The 16,347-nt window shown below is 61.4% G+C and carries 10 protein-coding genes; 4 read left to right on the top strand and 6 right to left on the bottom strand.

Features of this window, described 5'->3' with window-relative positions; translation table 11 throughout:
* Window positions 1-50: 50 nt before the first annotated feature.
* The 5 genes from FJD34_RS07675 to FJD34_RS07655 form a co-directional block, all read right to left on the bottom strand.
* A complete protein-coding gene (locus tag FJD34_RS07675; protein WP_090291686.1) occupies window positions 51-1,214 on the bottom strand; it encodes a zinc-binding metallopeptidase family protein in 1,164 nt (387 codons plus the stop codon).
* Window positions 1,215-1,398: 184 nt separating this feature from the next.
* The gene (gene ligA / locus FJD34_RS07670) at window positions 1,399-3,756 is read right to left on the bottom strand and encodes an NAD-dependent DNA ligase LigA (protein ID WP_090291690.1); all 2,358 of its coding nucleotides are present in this window, start codon (window positions 3,754-3,756) and stop codon (window positions 1,399-1,401) included.
* 86 nt (window positions 3,757-3,842) lie between these two features.
* Window positions 3,843-4,706: a cell division protein ZipA gene (gene zipA, locus FJD34_RS07665; protein WP_032863359.1), complete on the bottom strand. Its 864-nt coding sequence runs from the start codon at window positions 4,704-4,706 to the stop codon at window positions 3,843-3,845.
* A 253-nt stretch (window positions 4,707-4,959) separates the two neighbouring features.
* Window positions 4,960-8,448, bottom strand: a complete 3,489-nt coding sequence (gene smc, locus FJD34_RS07660) for a chromosome segregation protein SMC (protein WP_090291692.1) — start codon at window positions 8,446-8,448, stop codon at window positions 4,960-4,962.
* Between the two features lie 2 nt (window positions 8,449-8,450).
* The gene (locus FJD34_RS07655) at window positions 8,451-9,110 is read right to left on the bottom strand and encodes a GntR family transcriptional regulator (protein ID WP_032863361.1); all 660 of its coding nucleotides are present in this window, start codon (window positions 9,108-9,110) and stop codon (window positions 8,451-8,453) included.
* A gap of 267 nt (window positions 9,111-9,377) precedes the next feature.
* Between FJD34_RS07655 and xdhA the strand changes: the two genes are divergently transcribed.
* The 4 genes from xdhA (at window position 9,378) to guaD (ending at window position 15,488) form a co-directional block, all read left to right on the top strand.
* Window positions 9,378-10,826: a xanthine dehydrogenase small subunit gene (gene xdhA / locus FJD34_RS07650; protein WP_090291694.1), complete on the top strand. Its 1,449-nt coding sequence runs from the start codon at window positions 9,378-9,380 to the stop codon at window positions 10,824-10,826.
* Entirely contained in the window at window positions 10,819-13,218 is a 2,400-nt protein-coding gene (xdhB, locus tag FJD34_RS07645) for a xanthine dehydrogenase molybdopterin binding subunit (protein ID WP_065943390.1), read from the top strand. The genes xdhA and xdhB overlap by 8 nt, the downstream gene beginning before the upstream one ends.
* Before the next feature lie 115 nt (window positions 13,219-13,333).
* A complete protein-coding gene (xdhC, locus tag FJD34_RS07640; protein ID WP_065943391.1) occupies window positions 13,334-14,176 on the top strand; it encodes a xanthine dehydrogenase accessory protein XdhC in 843 nt (280 codons plus the stop codon).
* A 7-nt stretch (window positions 14,177-14,183) separates the two neighbouring features.
* A complete protein-coding gene (gene guaD, locus FJD34_RS07635) occupies window positions 14,184-15,488 on the top strand; it encodes a guanine deaminase (RefSeq protein WP_090291696.1) in 1,305 nt (434 codons plus the stop codon).
* Between the two features lie 59 nt (window positions 15,489-15,547).
* Here guaD and FJD34_RS07630 read toward each other — a convergent pair whose 3' ends face one another.
* Window positions 15,548-16,312: a GntR family transcriptional regulator gene (locus FJD34_RS07630; RefSeq protein WP_090291698.1), complete on the bottom strand. Its 765-nt coding sequence runs from the start codon at window positions 16,310-16,312 to the stop codon at window positions 15,548-15,550.
* Window positions 16,313-16,347: the final 35 nt, after the last annotated feature.

The raw sequence follows: 16,347 nt of genomic DNA, 5'->3' as shown, positions 1-16,347 counted from the left end.
ATCCAGAATGCCCGCGTTATCGTTAACGATCTTCGCGAGCAAGCTCGCTCCTACAGATGAACGACTTCGTCGGCCCGACCGCCCTCTTCTTGAATCACCAGGTGAATGAAATGCAGCTTGGCGATCACCGCCGGCGGCAGCACGAACGGATAGAAATCCGGCTGCCCCATGCTGCGGGACAGTTCGTTGAGCATGCCGGCCAGTTCGATCCAGGCGTTGACGAATGACAGGAACGCCGCGCCGCCTGGGTGTTCCGGGTCGTAAAGGGTCGCAAGGGGAAACGACTGGTAGTCCAGGCCCATCTCCCTTGCGCTCATGCCAAAGCCCAAGGCGGTGTCGACGGCGTCCATCATGTGCAGGTAGTGAGCCCAGGTTTCCGCCCAGTCCTCCCAGGGGTGCATGGTGGCGTAGGCGCTGACGCAGCTTTGCTGCCAGTCCGGTCGCGGGCCGTTCTGGTAGTGCTGGTCAAGTGCGTCGGCGTAGCTGGCGCGTTCATCGCCGAACAGGTTGCGAAAGGGCTCTAGCCAGTGGCTGCCGGCGATCAGGCGATCCCAGTAATAGTGGCCGACCTCATGCCGAAAATGGCCAAGCAAGGTGCGGTACGGTTCGCGCATCTGCACGCGAATTTTCTCACGGTGCTCGTCGTCAGCCTCCTTGATATCCAGGGTGATCAGGCCATTGGCATGGCCGGTGGTGGGGGCCTTGCCTTCCAGGTCGATGCCCACGAAGTCAAACGCCAGGCCGCTGTCCTCATCAACCGTCTTGGGGATGACCTGCAACCCCAGGCTGATCAATTGCGCCACCAGTCGGCGCTTGGCGGTTTCGACCTTGCGCCAGCGCTCTGGGTTTTGCGGGATCGACAGGTCGGGAATGGTGCGATTGAGGCTACACGCCACACACAACTGCGCGGTGCTCTGGGCCGGAATCAGCCAGTTGCAGGCGGCCGCGGTGTCGAGGTTGGCGCAACGGCGGAAGGCGCCCGCCTGCAGGTTATCGTCCTGCAACCAGGTATCGACCACGGGGCCCGGCTGTAGGGACGATAGGCGGCTGTGCTCAGGCTGATAGCCCAACAGCGCCGAGCAGGCCAGGCACTGGCTGTTGCGAAAGAACAGCGACTGCCCGCAACGGCATTGCCAGACCTTGCTGTTGCGCGAAATCCCGGCCATGTGCGGCGCAGCAATGCGCGAACTGAGTTGCTCGAAGTAGCGGAACATGGCGATCTTTCCCTAGGGCGTGCCCAAGACTAGATCATTTCCCACGCAAGATCGTTCAAAGTGAATGCCCTGCAGGAGCGAGCTTGCTCGCGAAGAACCTGAGACCGCCACGGGGAACCAGATACCCCGCGTTATCGTTGAGGTTTTTCGCGAGCAAGCTCGCTCCTACAGGATCGGGTCGGTATCAGACAGTGATGTGGTGCTTGGCCAGGAAGGCGACGAACGCCTCCTCGTCCAAGACCTTCACCCCCAGCTCGCTGGCCTTGGCCAGTTTCGACCCGGCGCCCGGCCCTGCGACCACACAATAGGTTTTCGCCGATACCGAGCCCGCCACCTTGGCGCCCAGGCTTTCGAGCTTTTCCTTGGCCACGTCGCGGCTCATCAGCTCCAGCGACCCGGTCAAGACCCACGTGCGGCCCGCCTCAGGCAGGCCCTCGACCACCTTCTTCTCGCTCTGCCAGTGCATGCCGAAGTCCTTGAGCTGCTGCTCAATGGCCAGCGCACGACGGGCATTCTCTTCATTATCAAAGAACTCACGCACGGACTTGGCCTGCTTCTCCGGCAAAGCCTGGCGCATGTCCAGCCAGTCAGCCTTTATCACGCCCTCCAGGGAGCCGAACTTGTCTGCCAGCTTCTGCGCAGCCCCCGGCCCCACGGAAGGTACGTGCAACTTGTCGAGCAAGCCGCCCAGGGTGGTACTGGCGGCAAACTCGGCACTGAGTTCGCCCTGGTCCTGCAAGACCAGCGCACATTCATCCGGCGACAGCAGCGCGCCAATCACCTGCCGGTTGTGGCTGTCTTCAAAGAAGCTGTGGATCTCGTGAGCCACTTCCAGGCCAACATCCGGCAAGTACGTCAACACTTCCGGCAGCGCCTGCTGGACACGCTCAAGAGAGGCCAGGGAGCGCGCCAGCACCTTGGCGGTTTCCTCGCCCACATCGGGAATGCCCAGGGCGTAGATGAAACGCGCCAGGGTCGGGGTCTTGCTGTTTTCGATGGCGGCGATCAGTTTCTTGCTGGAAACATCGGCAAAGCCTTCAAGGTCGATGATCTGCTCGTACTTGAGTTTGTAGAGGTCGGCCGGTGAGCCAATGAGCTTTTCATCGACCAACTGCTCGATGGTCTTGTCACCCAGGCCGTCGATGTCCATGGCCCGGCGCGAAACGAAATGGATAATCGCCTGCTTGAGCTGCGCACCACAGGCCAGACGCCCGACGCAGCGATACACCGCGCCTTCGCTGACGGTTTCCTTGCCCTTGCTGCGCTTGACCAGTTGCGTGCGCTCCACGTGGGAGCCACACACCGGACAGCTCTGCGGGATCTGCACGGCGCGGGCATTTTCCGGGCGACGCTCGACAACCACCGACACGACCTGTGGGATCACATCACCGGCACGGCGGATGATCACCGTGTCGCCAATCATCAAGCCCAGGCGCGCCACTTCGTCCATGTTGTGCAACGTCGCATTGGACACGGTGACGCCCGCGACCTTGACCGGCTTCAAGCGCGCCACTGGCGTCACGGCGCCGGTGCGACCGACCTGGAATTCAACGTCCAGCAACTCGGTCAGCTCCTCCATCGCCGGGAATTTATGGGCGATGGCCCAACGCGGCTCGCGGGCGCGAAAGCCCAGTTCACGCTGGTAGGCGATGCTGTTGACCTTGAACACCACACCGTCGATTTCATACGGCAGGCTGTTACGCCGCTCACCGATATCGCGGTAGTACTCCAGGCAATCCTCAATGCCCTTGGCCAGCTTCAGCTCGTGACTGATGGGCATGCCCCACTTCTGCAACTGCTGCAGGTTACCGATATGGGTGTCGCTGATATCCGTCGTCACGCCGTAGCAGCAGAACTCCAGCGGGCGGCTGGCGGTGATCTTCGAGTCGAGTTGGCGCAGGCTCCCGGCGGCTGCGTTGCGTGGGTTGGCGAACGTCTTGCCGCCGACTTCCAACTGCGTGGCATTCAAACGCTCAAAACCAGCCTTGGACATAAACACTTCGCCGCGCACTTCCAGGGTCGCCGGCCAGCCACTGCCTTGCAGCTTCAACGGAATATTACGCACGGTGCGCACATTGACGCTGATGTCTTCTCCCGTGGTGCCATCGCCGCGGGTCGCGCCACGTACCAGCTCGCCGTCCTGATACAGCAGGCTGACCGCCAGGCCATCGAGCTTGGGCTCACAGCTGTATTCCACCGCCGCGCCACCACCAAACAGATCGCCCACCGGCAGGTCGAGGCCCTCGGTGACCCGGCGATCGAATTCCAGCATGGTGGCTTCATCAAAGGCGTTGCCCAGGCTGAGCATCGGGATCTCGTGGCGCACCTGGGTAAAGGCCGACAACGCCGCGCTGCCGACCCGCTGCGTGGGCGAATCACGGGTAACCAGGTCCGGGTGCTCGGCCTCAAGGGCCTTGAGTTCGTGGAACAATCGATCGTACTCGGCGTCCGGGATGCTCGGCTCGTCGAGTACGTGATAGCGGTAGTTGTGCTGATCCAGTTCAGCGCGCAGTTCGAGAATGCGGGTGTGGGCGGCGGTCATGGGTGTTCTCTCATAAAGCAAAAGAGCAGCCGAAGCTGCTCAATATGTAGTGCACGGATTCTACAGGCAACGCTTAGGATTGAACCTTAGCGCTTCTGTGTCAGGGCGCGACGCTCGAACTCGACGATACGCTGACGGTAATGTTCGATGGTCTGGGCGGTCAGCACGCTGCGCTGGTCGTCCTTGAGCTCGCCGTTGAGTTCCTGGGACAGCTTGCGGGCTGCGGCCACCATGACGTCGAACGCCTGTTTCGGATGACGCGGGCCTGGCAGACCGAGGAAGAAACTCACCGCCGGGGTGCTGAACAGGTCGATATCGTCCAGGTCGAACGTGCCCGGCTTGACCGCATTGGCCATGGAGAACAGTACTTCACCGTTACCGGCCATGCTTTCGTGGCGGTGGAAAATATCCATCTCGCCAAAACGCAGGCCGCTTTCCAGGATGTTCTGCAACAGGGCCGGGCCCTTGAAGCCAGCCGCGTCGCGGCAGATCACACTGATCACCAGCACTTCTTCGGCCGCCGGCTGATCCTTGGCGGACTCACGCGATGCGCCCTTGGCCGGGGCTTCATCCGGGAAGTCACCATCACGGCTACTGAAGCTCGGGCCATCATCCACGTCGAGGTTCAGGTCACCCTGATGCGGCTCGGCGACAGCGGCACTGCCACGCTTGCCGCGCTTGGACGACGGCTCGCGGGCTTCACGCACCGGCGCGCTCATCGACGGCAAGTCGTGCTCGTCCAGCTGCGGTTCTTTATGGGTATCCAGGACACGGGGCGGCCCCAGCAGCTCGGCGGCACCGTCATCGTCGGGCAAATTGGACAGGTTGCGGTCCAGGCGAAATTTCAGCTTGCCCTTGCCGCCGCGCATACGGCGCCAGCCATCAAAAAGAATACCGGCAATTACAATAATGCCGATGACGATCAGCCACTCGCGCAGACCGATTTCCATGTAATCCCTTGCCTCTATAAAAAATGCTGAAAAATAAGGGGTTTAGCACCGTGCAAACCGCTTTAAAACGTGGCGCCAACTCTATGTTCTGACTGACGTTTTGCCCACGCATACGAAAAATTGACATTAAACTAGCACGACCAAAGATAACTTTACACAGTTGGCGCAAAATGTGTCGGCTGGCGCAGGAATCAGGCTACAAACCATAAGCCCCAAACTGACGCCCTTGGCGCTGGAAGCCAGCAACTTGCCGCTAACTTTCCACCATTGCCATTGCCTCTTCAACATCCACCGCCACCAGTCGCGAACAACCCGGCTCATGCATGGTCACCCCCATCAATTGATCCGCCATTTCCATGGCGATCTTGTTGTGGGTGATATAGATGAACTGCACCGTCTGGGACATCTCTTTAACCAGGCGGGCATACCGTCCAACGTTAGCGTCATCCAGCGGCGCGTCAACTTCGTCGAGCATGCAGAACGGCGCCGGGTTCAACTTGAAGATCGCAAATACCAGCGCCAGTGCAGTCAGGGCCTTCTCGCCACCGGACAACAAATGGATGGTGCTGTTCTTCTTGCCCGGAGGCCGCGCCATGATCGTTACCCCTGTATCGAGTAGATCTTCGCCCGTCAGTTCCAAGTAAGCGCTGCCACCACCGAAAACTTTCGGGAATAACGCCTGTAAACCGCCATTAATCTGATCAAAGGTATCTTTGAAACGATTGCGGGTTTCCTTGTCGATCTTGCGAATGACGTTTTCCAACGTGTCCAGGGCTTCCACCAGATCGGCGTTCTGGTCATCCAGATAACGTTTACGCTCGGACTGCTGCTGATATTCATCGATGGCCGCGAGGTTGATCGCCCCCAGACGTTGAATACGTGCAGCAATGCGCTCAAGTTCTTCTTCAGCTTCTTTTTCATTGGCCTGGGCGGTCAGCGTATTGAGTACGCCGTGCAGGTCGTAGCCATCTTCCAGCAACTGCTCTTGCAGGGTTTTGCGGCGCACCGTCAGTGCCTGCCATTCCATGCGCTGCTGTTCGAGCTGGCCGCGGATCAATTGCGATTGCTGCTCGGCCTGGGTCCGGCGCTTTTCTGCATCACGCAGTTCGCGGTCAGCATCTTCCAGGGCGATTTGCGCGGTCTTGAGTTCTTCGTCAACGCTCATGCGCTTGTCGAGCAATTCTTCAAGCTTGAGCCGCAACTCTTCCAGCGGCGCCTCGCCCTCCTCCAGGTTGAGGCTCAACTGCTCGCGTTTTTCCGTCAGGCGCTCGGATTGCATTTCAAGGCGCTCAAGGGCCTGGCGCGTGGAATCGTGCTGGGCCCGCAACGAGCCGAGGCGCACGGCCAACTGATGGGCGTGATCCTTGTGCTGGCGCGCTTCCTGGCGCACCCGGTCGAGGCGTTCGCGCAGGCTGTCACGCTGGGCCAGCAGCAGTTCACGCTGCTCGGTGTCCAGCGCCATGCTGTCGAGGGCGCCCTGCAATTGCAGGCGCGCTTCGCCGACTTGTTCGTGTTCGAGGGCACGCTGTTCGCCCATCTCGGCCACTTCTTCATCGAGACGGGTACGGCGCAGGGTCAATTGTTCGGCCTTGGCCTTGCTCGCCGAGAGCTGGGCTTTCAATTCGCCCTGCTGGCGCGCTTCGTCCTGCAGCAGGCGGCGCAAGTGTTCGCGGCCGGTCTCTTGCTGGCGTTGGGTGGCGCGCAGGGTTTGCAGTTGGGTTTCCAGGGACTCCAGAGTGGCCTCGCGCTCTTCACGCTCGGCCCCCAGGTTGACGATTTCCTGGCCTCGGGCCAATACGCCACTTTCAGCCTCACTGGCGCGGCGCACCCGTAAAAAGTGCCGGCCAACCCAATAGCCGTCGCGGCTGATCAGGCTTTCGCCAAAGGCCAATTGGCCACGCATTGCCAGGGCCTGTTCCAGGGAATCCACCGGCTTGACCTGGCCCAGCCACGGCGACAGGTCAATCTGCGCCTCGACTTTATCCAGCAGGCTGCCCGGTACGCGGGTGCCATCAGCCGACGGACTGAGCAGGCGCAAATCGCCCTGGGCAAAGCCGGCCAGATCAAACCCGGCGAAATCGTCCACCAGTACCGCCTGCAGATCGGCACCGAGCACGGTCTCCACCGCCAGCTCCCAGCCCGCTTCAACCTTCAAGCCCTCGGCCAGGCGCGGGCGTTCGGCCAGGTGCTGGTCGCGCAGCCATTCGGCGGTGCCGGTGCCCGGGTCCAGGGCCGCCTGCTGCAAGGCTTCAAGGGATGCCAAACGACCGTTGAGCCGCTGCAAATCCCCCTGGGCCTGCTGCTGCGCCTGGGTTGCCTGGTGCAGCTCCTGGCGTAATTGCTCCAGGCGCTCCACTTGTTGTTCTTCGCTGGCCTCCAGCTCTTCCAGGGTCATTTCGCTTTCAGCCAACTGCTCGCTCAACGCCATGATCGCCGCATCTTCCGGGGCAGCGGCGAGCAACGCGCGCTCCTCCAGGACCCGGCGCTGGCGCTCGGCCAGGCGCTCCATGCTGGTTTCCAGTTGCTGGATGCGCGATTGCTGCACCTCAGCCTGGCGACGCGGTTCGGCGGAGCGCAGGTTGAAAGCGTCCCACTGCTCCTGCCAGCCGTGCATGGTGGTTTCGGATTCTTCCAGGGCGGCGGCGGCTTCTTCAGCAGCAGCGCTGGTGATTGCCTGCTCGGGGGTGAGCATGTCCAACTCCTCCCCAAGGGTCAGCAGCAAGGTGCGGTCATGCCCCAGGTGGGATTCGGTTTCCAGGCGCGCCCGTTCCGCTTCCTTCAAGTCATCCTGCAACTGGCGCAAACGCTGCTGGCCGTGCTGGATGCTCTGCTCGACCCGCGCAATGTCGCCGCCCACCGAATAGAAGCGTCCCTGCACCAGGTTGAAGCGCTCGGACAGGTCATGGTGACCGTCGCGCAGGCGCTCGATGCTCGCATCGGCATTGCGCTGCTCGGCCACCAGGGCCTCGAAGCTGATTTCCTGGGTGCCGATGATCGCTTCGCGCTGGCCCACCTGGTCATTCAAGGCCTGCCAGCGCAGCGCCGAAAGTTGCGCCTTGAGCTGGCGTTCTTCGCCTTTGTATTCCTGGTATTTTTCGGCGGCCTGGGCCTGGCGGTGCAAGCGCTCCAACTGGCGCTCCAGCTCTTCACGCAGGTCGGTCAGGCGTGCCAGGTTCTCGTGGGTGCGGCGGATGCGGTTTTCAGTCTCGCGGCGGCGCTCCTTGTACTTGGAGATGCCGGCCGCTTCCTCGATAAAGTTGCGCAAGTCCTCAGGCTTGGCTTCGATCAGCTTGGAGATCATGCCCTGCTCGATGATCGAGTAGCTGCGCGGGCCCAGGCCGGTGCCGAGGAAGATGTCGGTAATGTCCCGGCGGCGGCACTTGGTGCCGTTGAGGAAGTAACTGTTCTGGCTGTCGCGCGTCACTTTGCGGCGGATGGAAATTTCCGCATACGCCGCATACTCGCCAATCAGCGTGCCGTCGGAGTTGTCGAACACCAGTTCGATGCTGGCCTGGCTTACCGGCTTGCGGCTGGTGGAGCCGTTGAAGATGACGTCGGTCATCGACTCGCCACGCAGGTTCTTTGCCGAGCTCTCGCCCATCACCCAACGGACGGCGTCGATGATGTTCGACTTGCCGCAACCATTGGGCCCGACCACTGCCGCCATATTACTGGGGAAGTTCACCGTGGTCGGGTCGACGAAGGATTTGAACCCCGCCAGTTTGATGCACTTGAGCCGCACGCTTAGGCGTCCGCCAGGGCTGCGATGACCAACGTGGCACTGCGCTGGCAGTAAGCCGAGAGCACCTTTCGGATCTGCGGCAGGTCACGGGCAAGAACGGCGGCGAGCAGTTGCTCGAACAGCGCCAGGTACTCGCTCATGGACGCCTTGCGCTGATCCAGGGCCAGGTAATAGGCACGGTTCATCGCCGGCTGCAGGTTCTCGACTGTTTCCTGCAAGTACGGGTTATTGGCGAAAGGGTACGCGGCGCGCATCACGTTGAAGCACTCTTCGACAAAGGCACGGATGTCCTGGCGTTCGAAGTTGCTCACCAGGCGTTGCTGGATCTGTATGAACGGCGCCATGTCGGCCTGGGTCTGCCAACCGTCGGCAACCGCATTGCCCAGCAGGATGTACAGCTCGCTCATCAGTGTGCACAGGCTCTGCACCTTGTGCGCGGTGAGTTCGGTGACGTGGGCGCCACGGCGCGGCAGGATGGCAATCAAATGCCGCCGCTCAAGGATCAGCAAGGCTTCGCGCACGGAGCCACGGCTGACATTGAGTGCCAGCGTGACTTTCTGCTCCTGGATCCGCTCCCCAGGCTTAAGGTCGCCGCGGATAATGCGTTCGGCGAGGTGGTGAGCGATTTGCTCGGCGAGACTGTCCGGCGCCTTGAACGTCATGTTTTCCCTTCAAAATCTTCTATCGGTACAAGGGCGGCAGTGTAGCGCAATCGCTGGGCCCACAACGCCGAATTTGGCATGAAATAAGCAGACGATAAAGCCCAGGCGCCGCTGAAAACGGTGGTTACAGGGATATGAACCATAATCAAAGGTGTTGCAATCGCACTTTTTTGACCCTTAGGTCAGAAAATCATTGACCGAAAAGTCAGACATGACTAGATTCGGCGCAAAGCGGTTAACAACAATAATGAGTCTGCGAGGCCTTCCGTGATCCAGTTTTTACTTAACCAGGAACTCCGTAGCGAGCATGCCCTGGACCCGAACCTGACTGTGCTCAACTACCTGCGTGAGCACCTGGGCAAATCCGGTACCAAGGAAGGCTGCGCCAGCGGTGACTGTGGCGCCTGCACCGTGGTGGTCGGCGAACTGCATAGTGACGAACAGGGCGCCGAGCAGATTCGCTATCGCAGCCTCAATTCGTGCCTGACCTTTGTCTCGTCCCTGCACGGCAAGCAACTGATCACTGTCGAAGACCTCAAGCACCAGGGTCAACTGCACAGCGTGCAACAGGCCATGGTCGAGTGCCATGGCTCGCAGTGTGGTTTCTGCACGCCTGGTTTTGTGATGTCGCTGTTCGCCCTGCAAAAGAACAGCGACGCCCCGGACAGTGCCAAGGCCCACGAAGCCCTGGCCGGCAACCTGTGCCGCTGTACCGGCTACCGCCCGATCCTGGCCGCCGCCGAACAAGCCTGCTGCAACAAACCCCAGGACCAGTTCGACAGCCGCGAGGCGCAGACCATCGCCCGCCTCAAGGCCATCGCACCGACCCAGACCGGCGAGCTGAACAGCGGCGACAAACGCTGCCTGGTGCCCCTGACCGTCGCCGACCTGGCCGACCTCTACGATGCCTACCCTCAAGCCCGGCTGCTGGCCGGCGGCACCGACCTGGCGCTGGAAGTCACCCAGTTCCACCGGGTGCTGCCGGTGATGATCTACGTCGGCAACATTGAGGCCATGAAGCGCATCGAGACCTTTGACGACCGCCTGGAAATCGGCGCCGCCACCGCCCTCTCCGACTGCTACGGCGCACTGCACCACGAATACCCGGACTTCGGCGACCTGCTGCACCGCTTCGCCTCCTTGCAAATCCGCAACCAGGGCACCCTCGGCGGCAACATCGGCAACGCCTCGCCGATCGGTGACTCGCCGCCGCTGCTGATCGCCCTCGGCGCGCAGATCGTGCTGTGCAAGGGCAACGTGCGCCGTACCCTGGCCCTGGAAGACTATTTCATCGACTACCGCGTCACCGCCCGCCAGGACAGCGAGTTCATCGAGAAAATCATCGTGCCCAAGGGCCACGCGCTGTTTCGCGCCTACAAGGTTTCCAAACGCCTGGACGATGACATTTCTGCGGTGTGCGCAGCCTTCAACCTGAAGATCGACAACGGGGTGATCAGCGATGCCCGTGTCGCCTTCGGCGGTATGGCGGCCACGCCCAAACGTGCGAAACACTGTGAAACGGTACTGATCGGCGCCACCTGGAACGCCGCCACCGTGGAGAAAGCCTGCGCCGCCCTGGCCGAGGACTTCACCCCGCTGTCGGACTTCCGGGCGAGCAAGGAATACCGCCTGCTCAGCGCACAGAACCTGCTACGCAAATACTTCATCGAACTGCAAACGCCACACATCGAGACTCGGGTGACCGCTTATGTCTAACCATCACGCCGTGGTAAAAACCCAAGCCGAAATGGCCGAACTGTTTGCCCAGGACCTGACGAGCGGAGTCGGGCGCAGCGTCAAGCACGACAGCGCCGCCAAACACGTGTCGGGCGAAGCGCAATACATCGATGACCGCCTGGAATTCCCCAATCAGCTACACCTGTATGCGCGCATGTCCGACCGCGCCCACGCCAAAATCCTCAGTATCGACACCGCGCCCTGCTACGCCTTCGAGGGTGTGCGCATCGTCATCACCCACGAAGACGTGCCGGGCCTGAAAGACATCGGCCCGCTGATGCCCGGCGACCCGTTGCTGGCCATCGACACCGTGCAGTTCGTCGGCCAGGTGGTGCTGGCCGTGGCCGCCCGCGACCTGGAAACCGCGCGCAAGGCCGCCATGGCGGCGGTGATCGAATACGAAGACCTGGAACCGGTGCTGGATGTGGTCGAGGCCTTTCGCAAAAAACATTTCGTACTGGACAGCCACACCCACCAGCGCGGTGATTCGGCAGGCGCCCTGGCGAGCGCGAAAAACCGTATCCAGGGCACCCTGCATATCGGCGGCCAGGAACACTTCTACCTGGAAACCCAGATCTCTTCGGTGATGCCCACCGAAGACGGCGGCATGATCGTCTACTGCTCCACCCAGAACCCCACCGAAGTGCAGAAGCTGGTGGCCGAAGTCCTCGACGTGTCGATGAACAAGATCGTCGTTGATATGCGCCGCATGGGCGGTGGGTTTGGCGGCAAGGAAACCCAGGCCGCCAGCCCTGCATGCCTGTGTGCGGTGGTGGCGCGCCTGACCGGCCAGCCGACCAAGATGCGCCTGCCGCGCGTCGAAGACATGCTGATGACCGGCAAGCGCCACCCCTTCTATATCGAATACGACGTGGGCTTCGACGACAGCGGGCGTCTGCATGGGATCAATCTGGACCTGGCAGGTAACTGCGGCTGTTCGCCGGACCTGTCCAACTCGATTGTCGACCGTGCGATGTTCCACTCCGACAACTCGTATTACCTGGGCGATGCCACGGTCAATGGCCATCGCTGCAAGACCAACACCGCGTCCAACACCGCGTACCGTGGCTTCGGTGGCCCGCAAGGCATGGTGGCCATCGAGGAAGTGATGGACGCCATCGCCCGCCATCTGGCGCTGGACCCACTGGCCGTGCGCAAGGCCAACTACTACGGCAAGACCGAACGCAACGTCACCCATTACTACCAGACCGTCGAGCACAACATGCTCGAAGAAATGACTGCCGAACTGGAAGCCAGCAGCCAATACGCCGAGCGCCGCGAAGCCATTCGCCGCTATAACGCCAACAGCCCGATCCTGAAAAAAGGCCTGGCGCTGACCCCGGTCAAGTTCGGCATTTCGTTTACCGCCAGCTTCCTCAACCAGGCCGGCGCCTTGATCCATATCTACACCGACGGCAGCATCCACTTGAACCACGGCGGCACCGAAATGGGCCAGGGTTTGAACATCAAGGTCGCGCAAGTGGTGGCCGAGATCTTCCAGGTGGAAATCGACCGGGTGCAGATCACCGCGACCAACACCGACAAGGTGCCCAACACCTCGCCGACCGCCGCATCCAGCGGCGCCGACCTCAACGGCAAGGCCGCGCAGAATGCCGCCGAGACCATCAAGCAGCGCCTGGTGGAATTTGCCGCGCGCAAGTACGACGTCAGCGAGGCGGATGTTGAGTTCCACAACGGCCATGTGCGGGTGCGTGAGCAGATCCTGACCTTTGAGGAACTGATCCAGCAGGCGTATTTCGCCCAGGTCTCGCTGTCGAGCACCGGGTTCTACAAAACCCCGAAAATCTTCTATGACCGCAGCCAGGCACGAGGGCGGCCGTTCTACTACTTCGCCTTCGGCGCGGCCTGCTGCGAAGTGATCGTCGATACCCTGACCGGTGAATACAAGATGCTGCGCACCGACATCCTCCATGATGTGGGCGCCTCGCTGAACCCGGCCATCGATATCGGCCAGGTCGAGGGCGGTTTTATCCAGGGCATGGGCTGGCTGACCATGGAAGAGCTGGTGTGGAACAACAAGGGCAAGCTGATGACCAACGGCCCGGCCAGCTACAAGATCCCGGCGGTGGCGGACATGCCGCTGGATTTGCGGGTGAAGCTGGTGGAAAACCGCAAGAACCCGGAGGACACGGTGTTCCACTCCAAGGCCGTGGGCGAGCCGCCGTTCATGCTCGGGATTGCCTCGTGGTGCGCGATCAAGGATGCGGTGGCGAGCCTGGGTGACTATCGCCATCAACCGAAGATCGATGCGCCGGCCACGCCGGAGCGGGTGTTGTGGGGGTGCGAGCAGATGCGCCAGTTGCAGGCGGCGAAGGCGGTTGAGGCACAGGCCGAGATGGCTTCGCTCTAGACCGAGGTGCTGCCTTCGCGAGCAAGCCCGCTCCCACATTTGGAATGCATTCCCCTGTGGGAGCGGGCTTGCTCGCGAAGACGGCCGAACTGACAACAGAAATGTTGAGGTAGACATGAACAACTGGATCAGCGCCCTCGCCAACCTGCAAACCCAGGGCGAACCCTGCGTGCTGGTGACCATCATCGAAGAGCTCGGCTCCACGCCGCGCAACTCAGGCTCCAAGATGGTGGTCAGCGCCAGTCACACCTTCGACACCATCGGCGGCGGCCACCTGGAATACAAGGCGATGCAGATCGCCCGCGACATGCTCGTGCGTGGCCAGCACAACACCCACCTGGAGCGCTTCAGCCTGGGGGCCAGCCTCGGCCAATGCTGTGGCGGCGTGACCGTGCTGCTGTTCGAGCCCATGGGCCAGGTGCAGGCACAGATTGCCGTATTCGGCGCCGGCCATGTCGGTCGCGCGCTGGTGCCGCTGCTGGCGAGCCTGCCGTGCCGGGTGCGCTGGATTGACTCGCGGGAACAGGAATTCCCGGAGCATATCCCCCCGGGCGTGCGTAAAATCGTCAGCGAAGAGCCGGTGGATGAAATTGCCGACCTGCCCGCCGGCAGTTATTGCATCGTCATGACCCACAATCATCAGCTCGACCTGGAACTGACCGCCGCCCTGCTCAAGCGCAATGATTTTGCCTACTTCGGCCTGATCGGCTCGCAGACCAAGCGCGTCAAGTTTGAACACCGCCTGCGCGAGCGCGGCTTCGAGGCCGCACAGTTGCAACGCATGCGCTGCCCCATGGGCCTCACCGAGGTGAAGGGCAAATTGCCGGTGGAAATCGCCATCTCCATCGCCGGCGAGATCATCGCCACCTATAACGCCAACTTCGGCCAGCACACCGCGAGTGCCGAACCCATTGCCAAACTGCTGCCGGCTTCGCGCCGCAGCCAAGCTATCAATTGAGACGACCATGCCTTTGACTCGCAAAGCCTACCGTGCTGCCATCCTGCACAGCCTCGCCGACCCCGCCATCGTAGGGATCGAAGCCTCGTATGAGTATTTCGAAGATGGCCTGCTGGTGATCGACAACGGCCAGATCAGTGCCCTGGGGCATGCCAGCGACCTGCTGCCGACGCTGGACGCCGATATCGAAATCACCCATTACCAGGATGCGCTGATCACCCCCGGCCTGATCGACACCCATATCCACCTGCCGCAAACCGGCATGGTTGGTGCCTACGGCGAACAACTGCTGGATTGGCTGAACACCTATACCTTCCCTTGCGAAAGCCAGTTCGCCGACAAGGCCCACGCCGAAGAAGTCGCGGATATCTTTATCAAGGAACTGCTGCGCAACGGCACCACCACCGCCCTGGTGTTCGGCAGCGTGCATCCGCAATCGGTAAATTCATTCTTTGAAGCGGCCGAGAAGCTCGACCTGCGCATGATCGCCGGCAAGGTGATGATGGACCGCAATGCGCCGGACTACCTGACCGACACCGCCGAATCCGGCTACCAGGAAAGCAAGGCGCTGATCGAGCGCTGGCACGGCAAGGGCCGTTTGCACTATGCGGTGACGCCGCGCTTCGCGCCTACCAGCACACCTGAACAGTTGACCCTCGCCGGGCAGTTGCTGGGGGAATATCCAGACCTGTACATGCAGACCCACATCAGTGAAAACCTGCAGGAAGTGCAATGGGTCAAGGAACTGTTCCCGGAGCGCAGTGGCTACCTGGACGTGTACGACCACTACAAGCTGCTGGGGGAGCGTTCGGTATTCGCCCATGGCGTACACCTGTGCGACGACGAGTGCGCGCGGCTGGCCGAAGCCGGTTCGGCGGTGGCGTTCTGCCCGACATCGAACTTCTTCCTCGGCAGCGGTTTGTTCAACCTGCCGATGGCCGAGAAGCACCAGCTCAATGTAGGCCTGGGCACGGACGTGGGGGGGGGCACCAGCTTCTCGCTGCTACAGACGCTGAACGAAGCCTACAAGGTCATGCAATTGCAGGGCGCACGCCTGAGCCCGTTCAAATCGCTGTACCTGGCGACCCTGGGCGGTGCAAAAGCGCTGCGCCTGGAAGACAAGATCGGCACCCTGCAGCCGGGCACCGATGCGGACTTTTTGGTACTGGACTACAACGCCACGCCGCTGCTCAGCTATCGCTTGAAGCAGGCCAATAACATTGCCGAGACGTTGTTTGTGTTGATGACGCTGGGGGATGATCGGGCAGTGATGCAAACCTATGCAGCGGGACAGTTGGTACACCAACGCTGATTTTAAGCCCGCCATAAAACCAATGTGGGAGCAAGCCCGCTCCCACAGCTTGATCGGGTTTACAGTTTTACAGAGGAGCGCCCTGGTTTCTTGGTCTGCAGCAAATGCGAGAACACCGCATGCAAATCATCCGACGCACTTTCCTCATCGAGGTTGAGCTTGCTGTCGATGTGATCCATGTGATGCATCATCAGGTCCACCGCCAGCACCGCATCCCGAGCTTCGATCGCGTCGATCAACTGGGTGTGCTCATCGTAGGAACAGTGTGAGCGGTTGCCGCTTTCATACTGGGCGATGATCAGCGAGGTCTGGGACACCAGGCTGCGCTGGAAGCTGATCAGCGGTGCATTCTTCGCCGCCTCGGCCAGCTTGAGGTGGAACTCGCCAGAAAGCCGGATGCCGGCCCCACGATCACCGCGTGAGAAGCTGTCGCGCTCATCATTGACCATCTGACGCAGCGCGGCCAATTCTTCGGCCGTGGCATGTTGCACCGCCAATTCGGTGATGGCCCGCTCTACCAGGCGCCGCGCCATGAACACTTGGCGGGCCTCCTCGACACTCGGGCTGGCTACCACGGCGCCACGATTGGGGCGCAGCAACACCACACCTTCATGGGCCAGGCGCGAGAGTGCACGGCGAATGATAGTGCGGCTGACGCCAAAGATTTCGCCCAGTGCCTCTTCACTCAATTTGGTGCCGGGCGCCAGGCGTTGTTCGAGGATGGCCTCGAAGATATGCGCGTAGACGATATCGTCCTGGGTTCCACTGCGACCGGCCTTACCGGCTCGCGGCTGTTTCTTGAGGGGCTGCAACTGTTCGTTCATGGGCACTCGGGTCGGGAGAACGGCGGCGAATTGAC

It is taken from the genome of Pseudomonas brenneri (assembly GCF_007858285.1).
GTDB lineage: Bacteria > Pseudomonadota > Gammaproteobacteria > Pseudomonadales > Pseudomonadaceae > Aquipseudomonas > Aquipseudomonas brenneri.
Note: the sequence above shows the minus strand (reverse complement) of the source record. Positions and strands in the feature narration are given on the sequence as shown.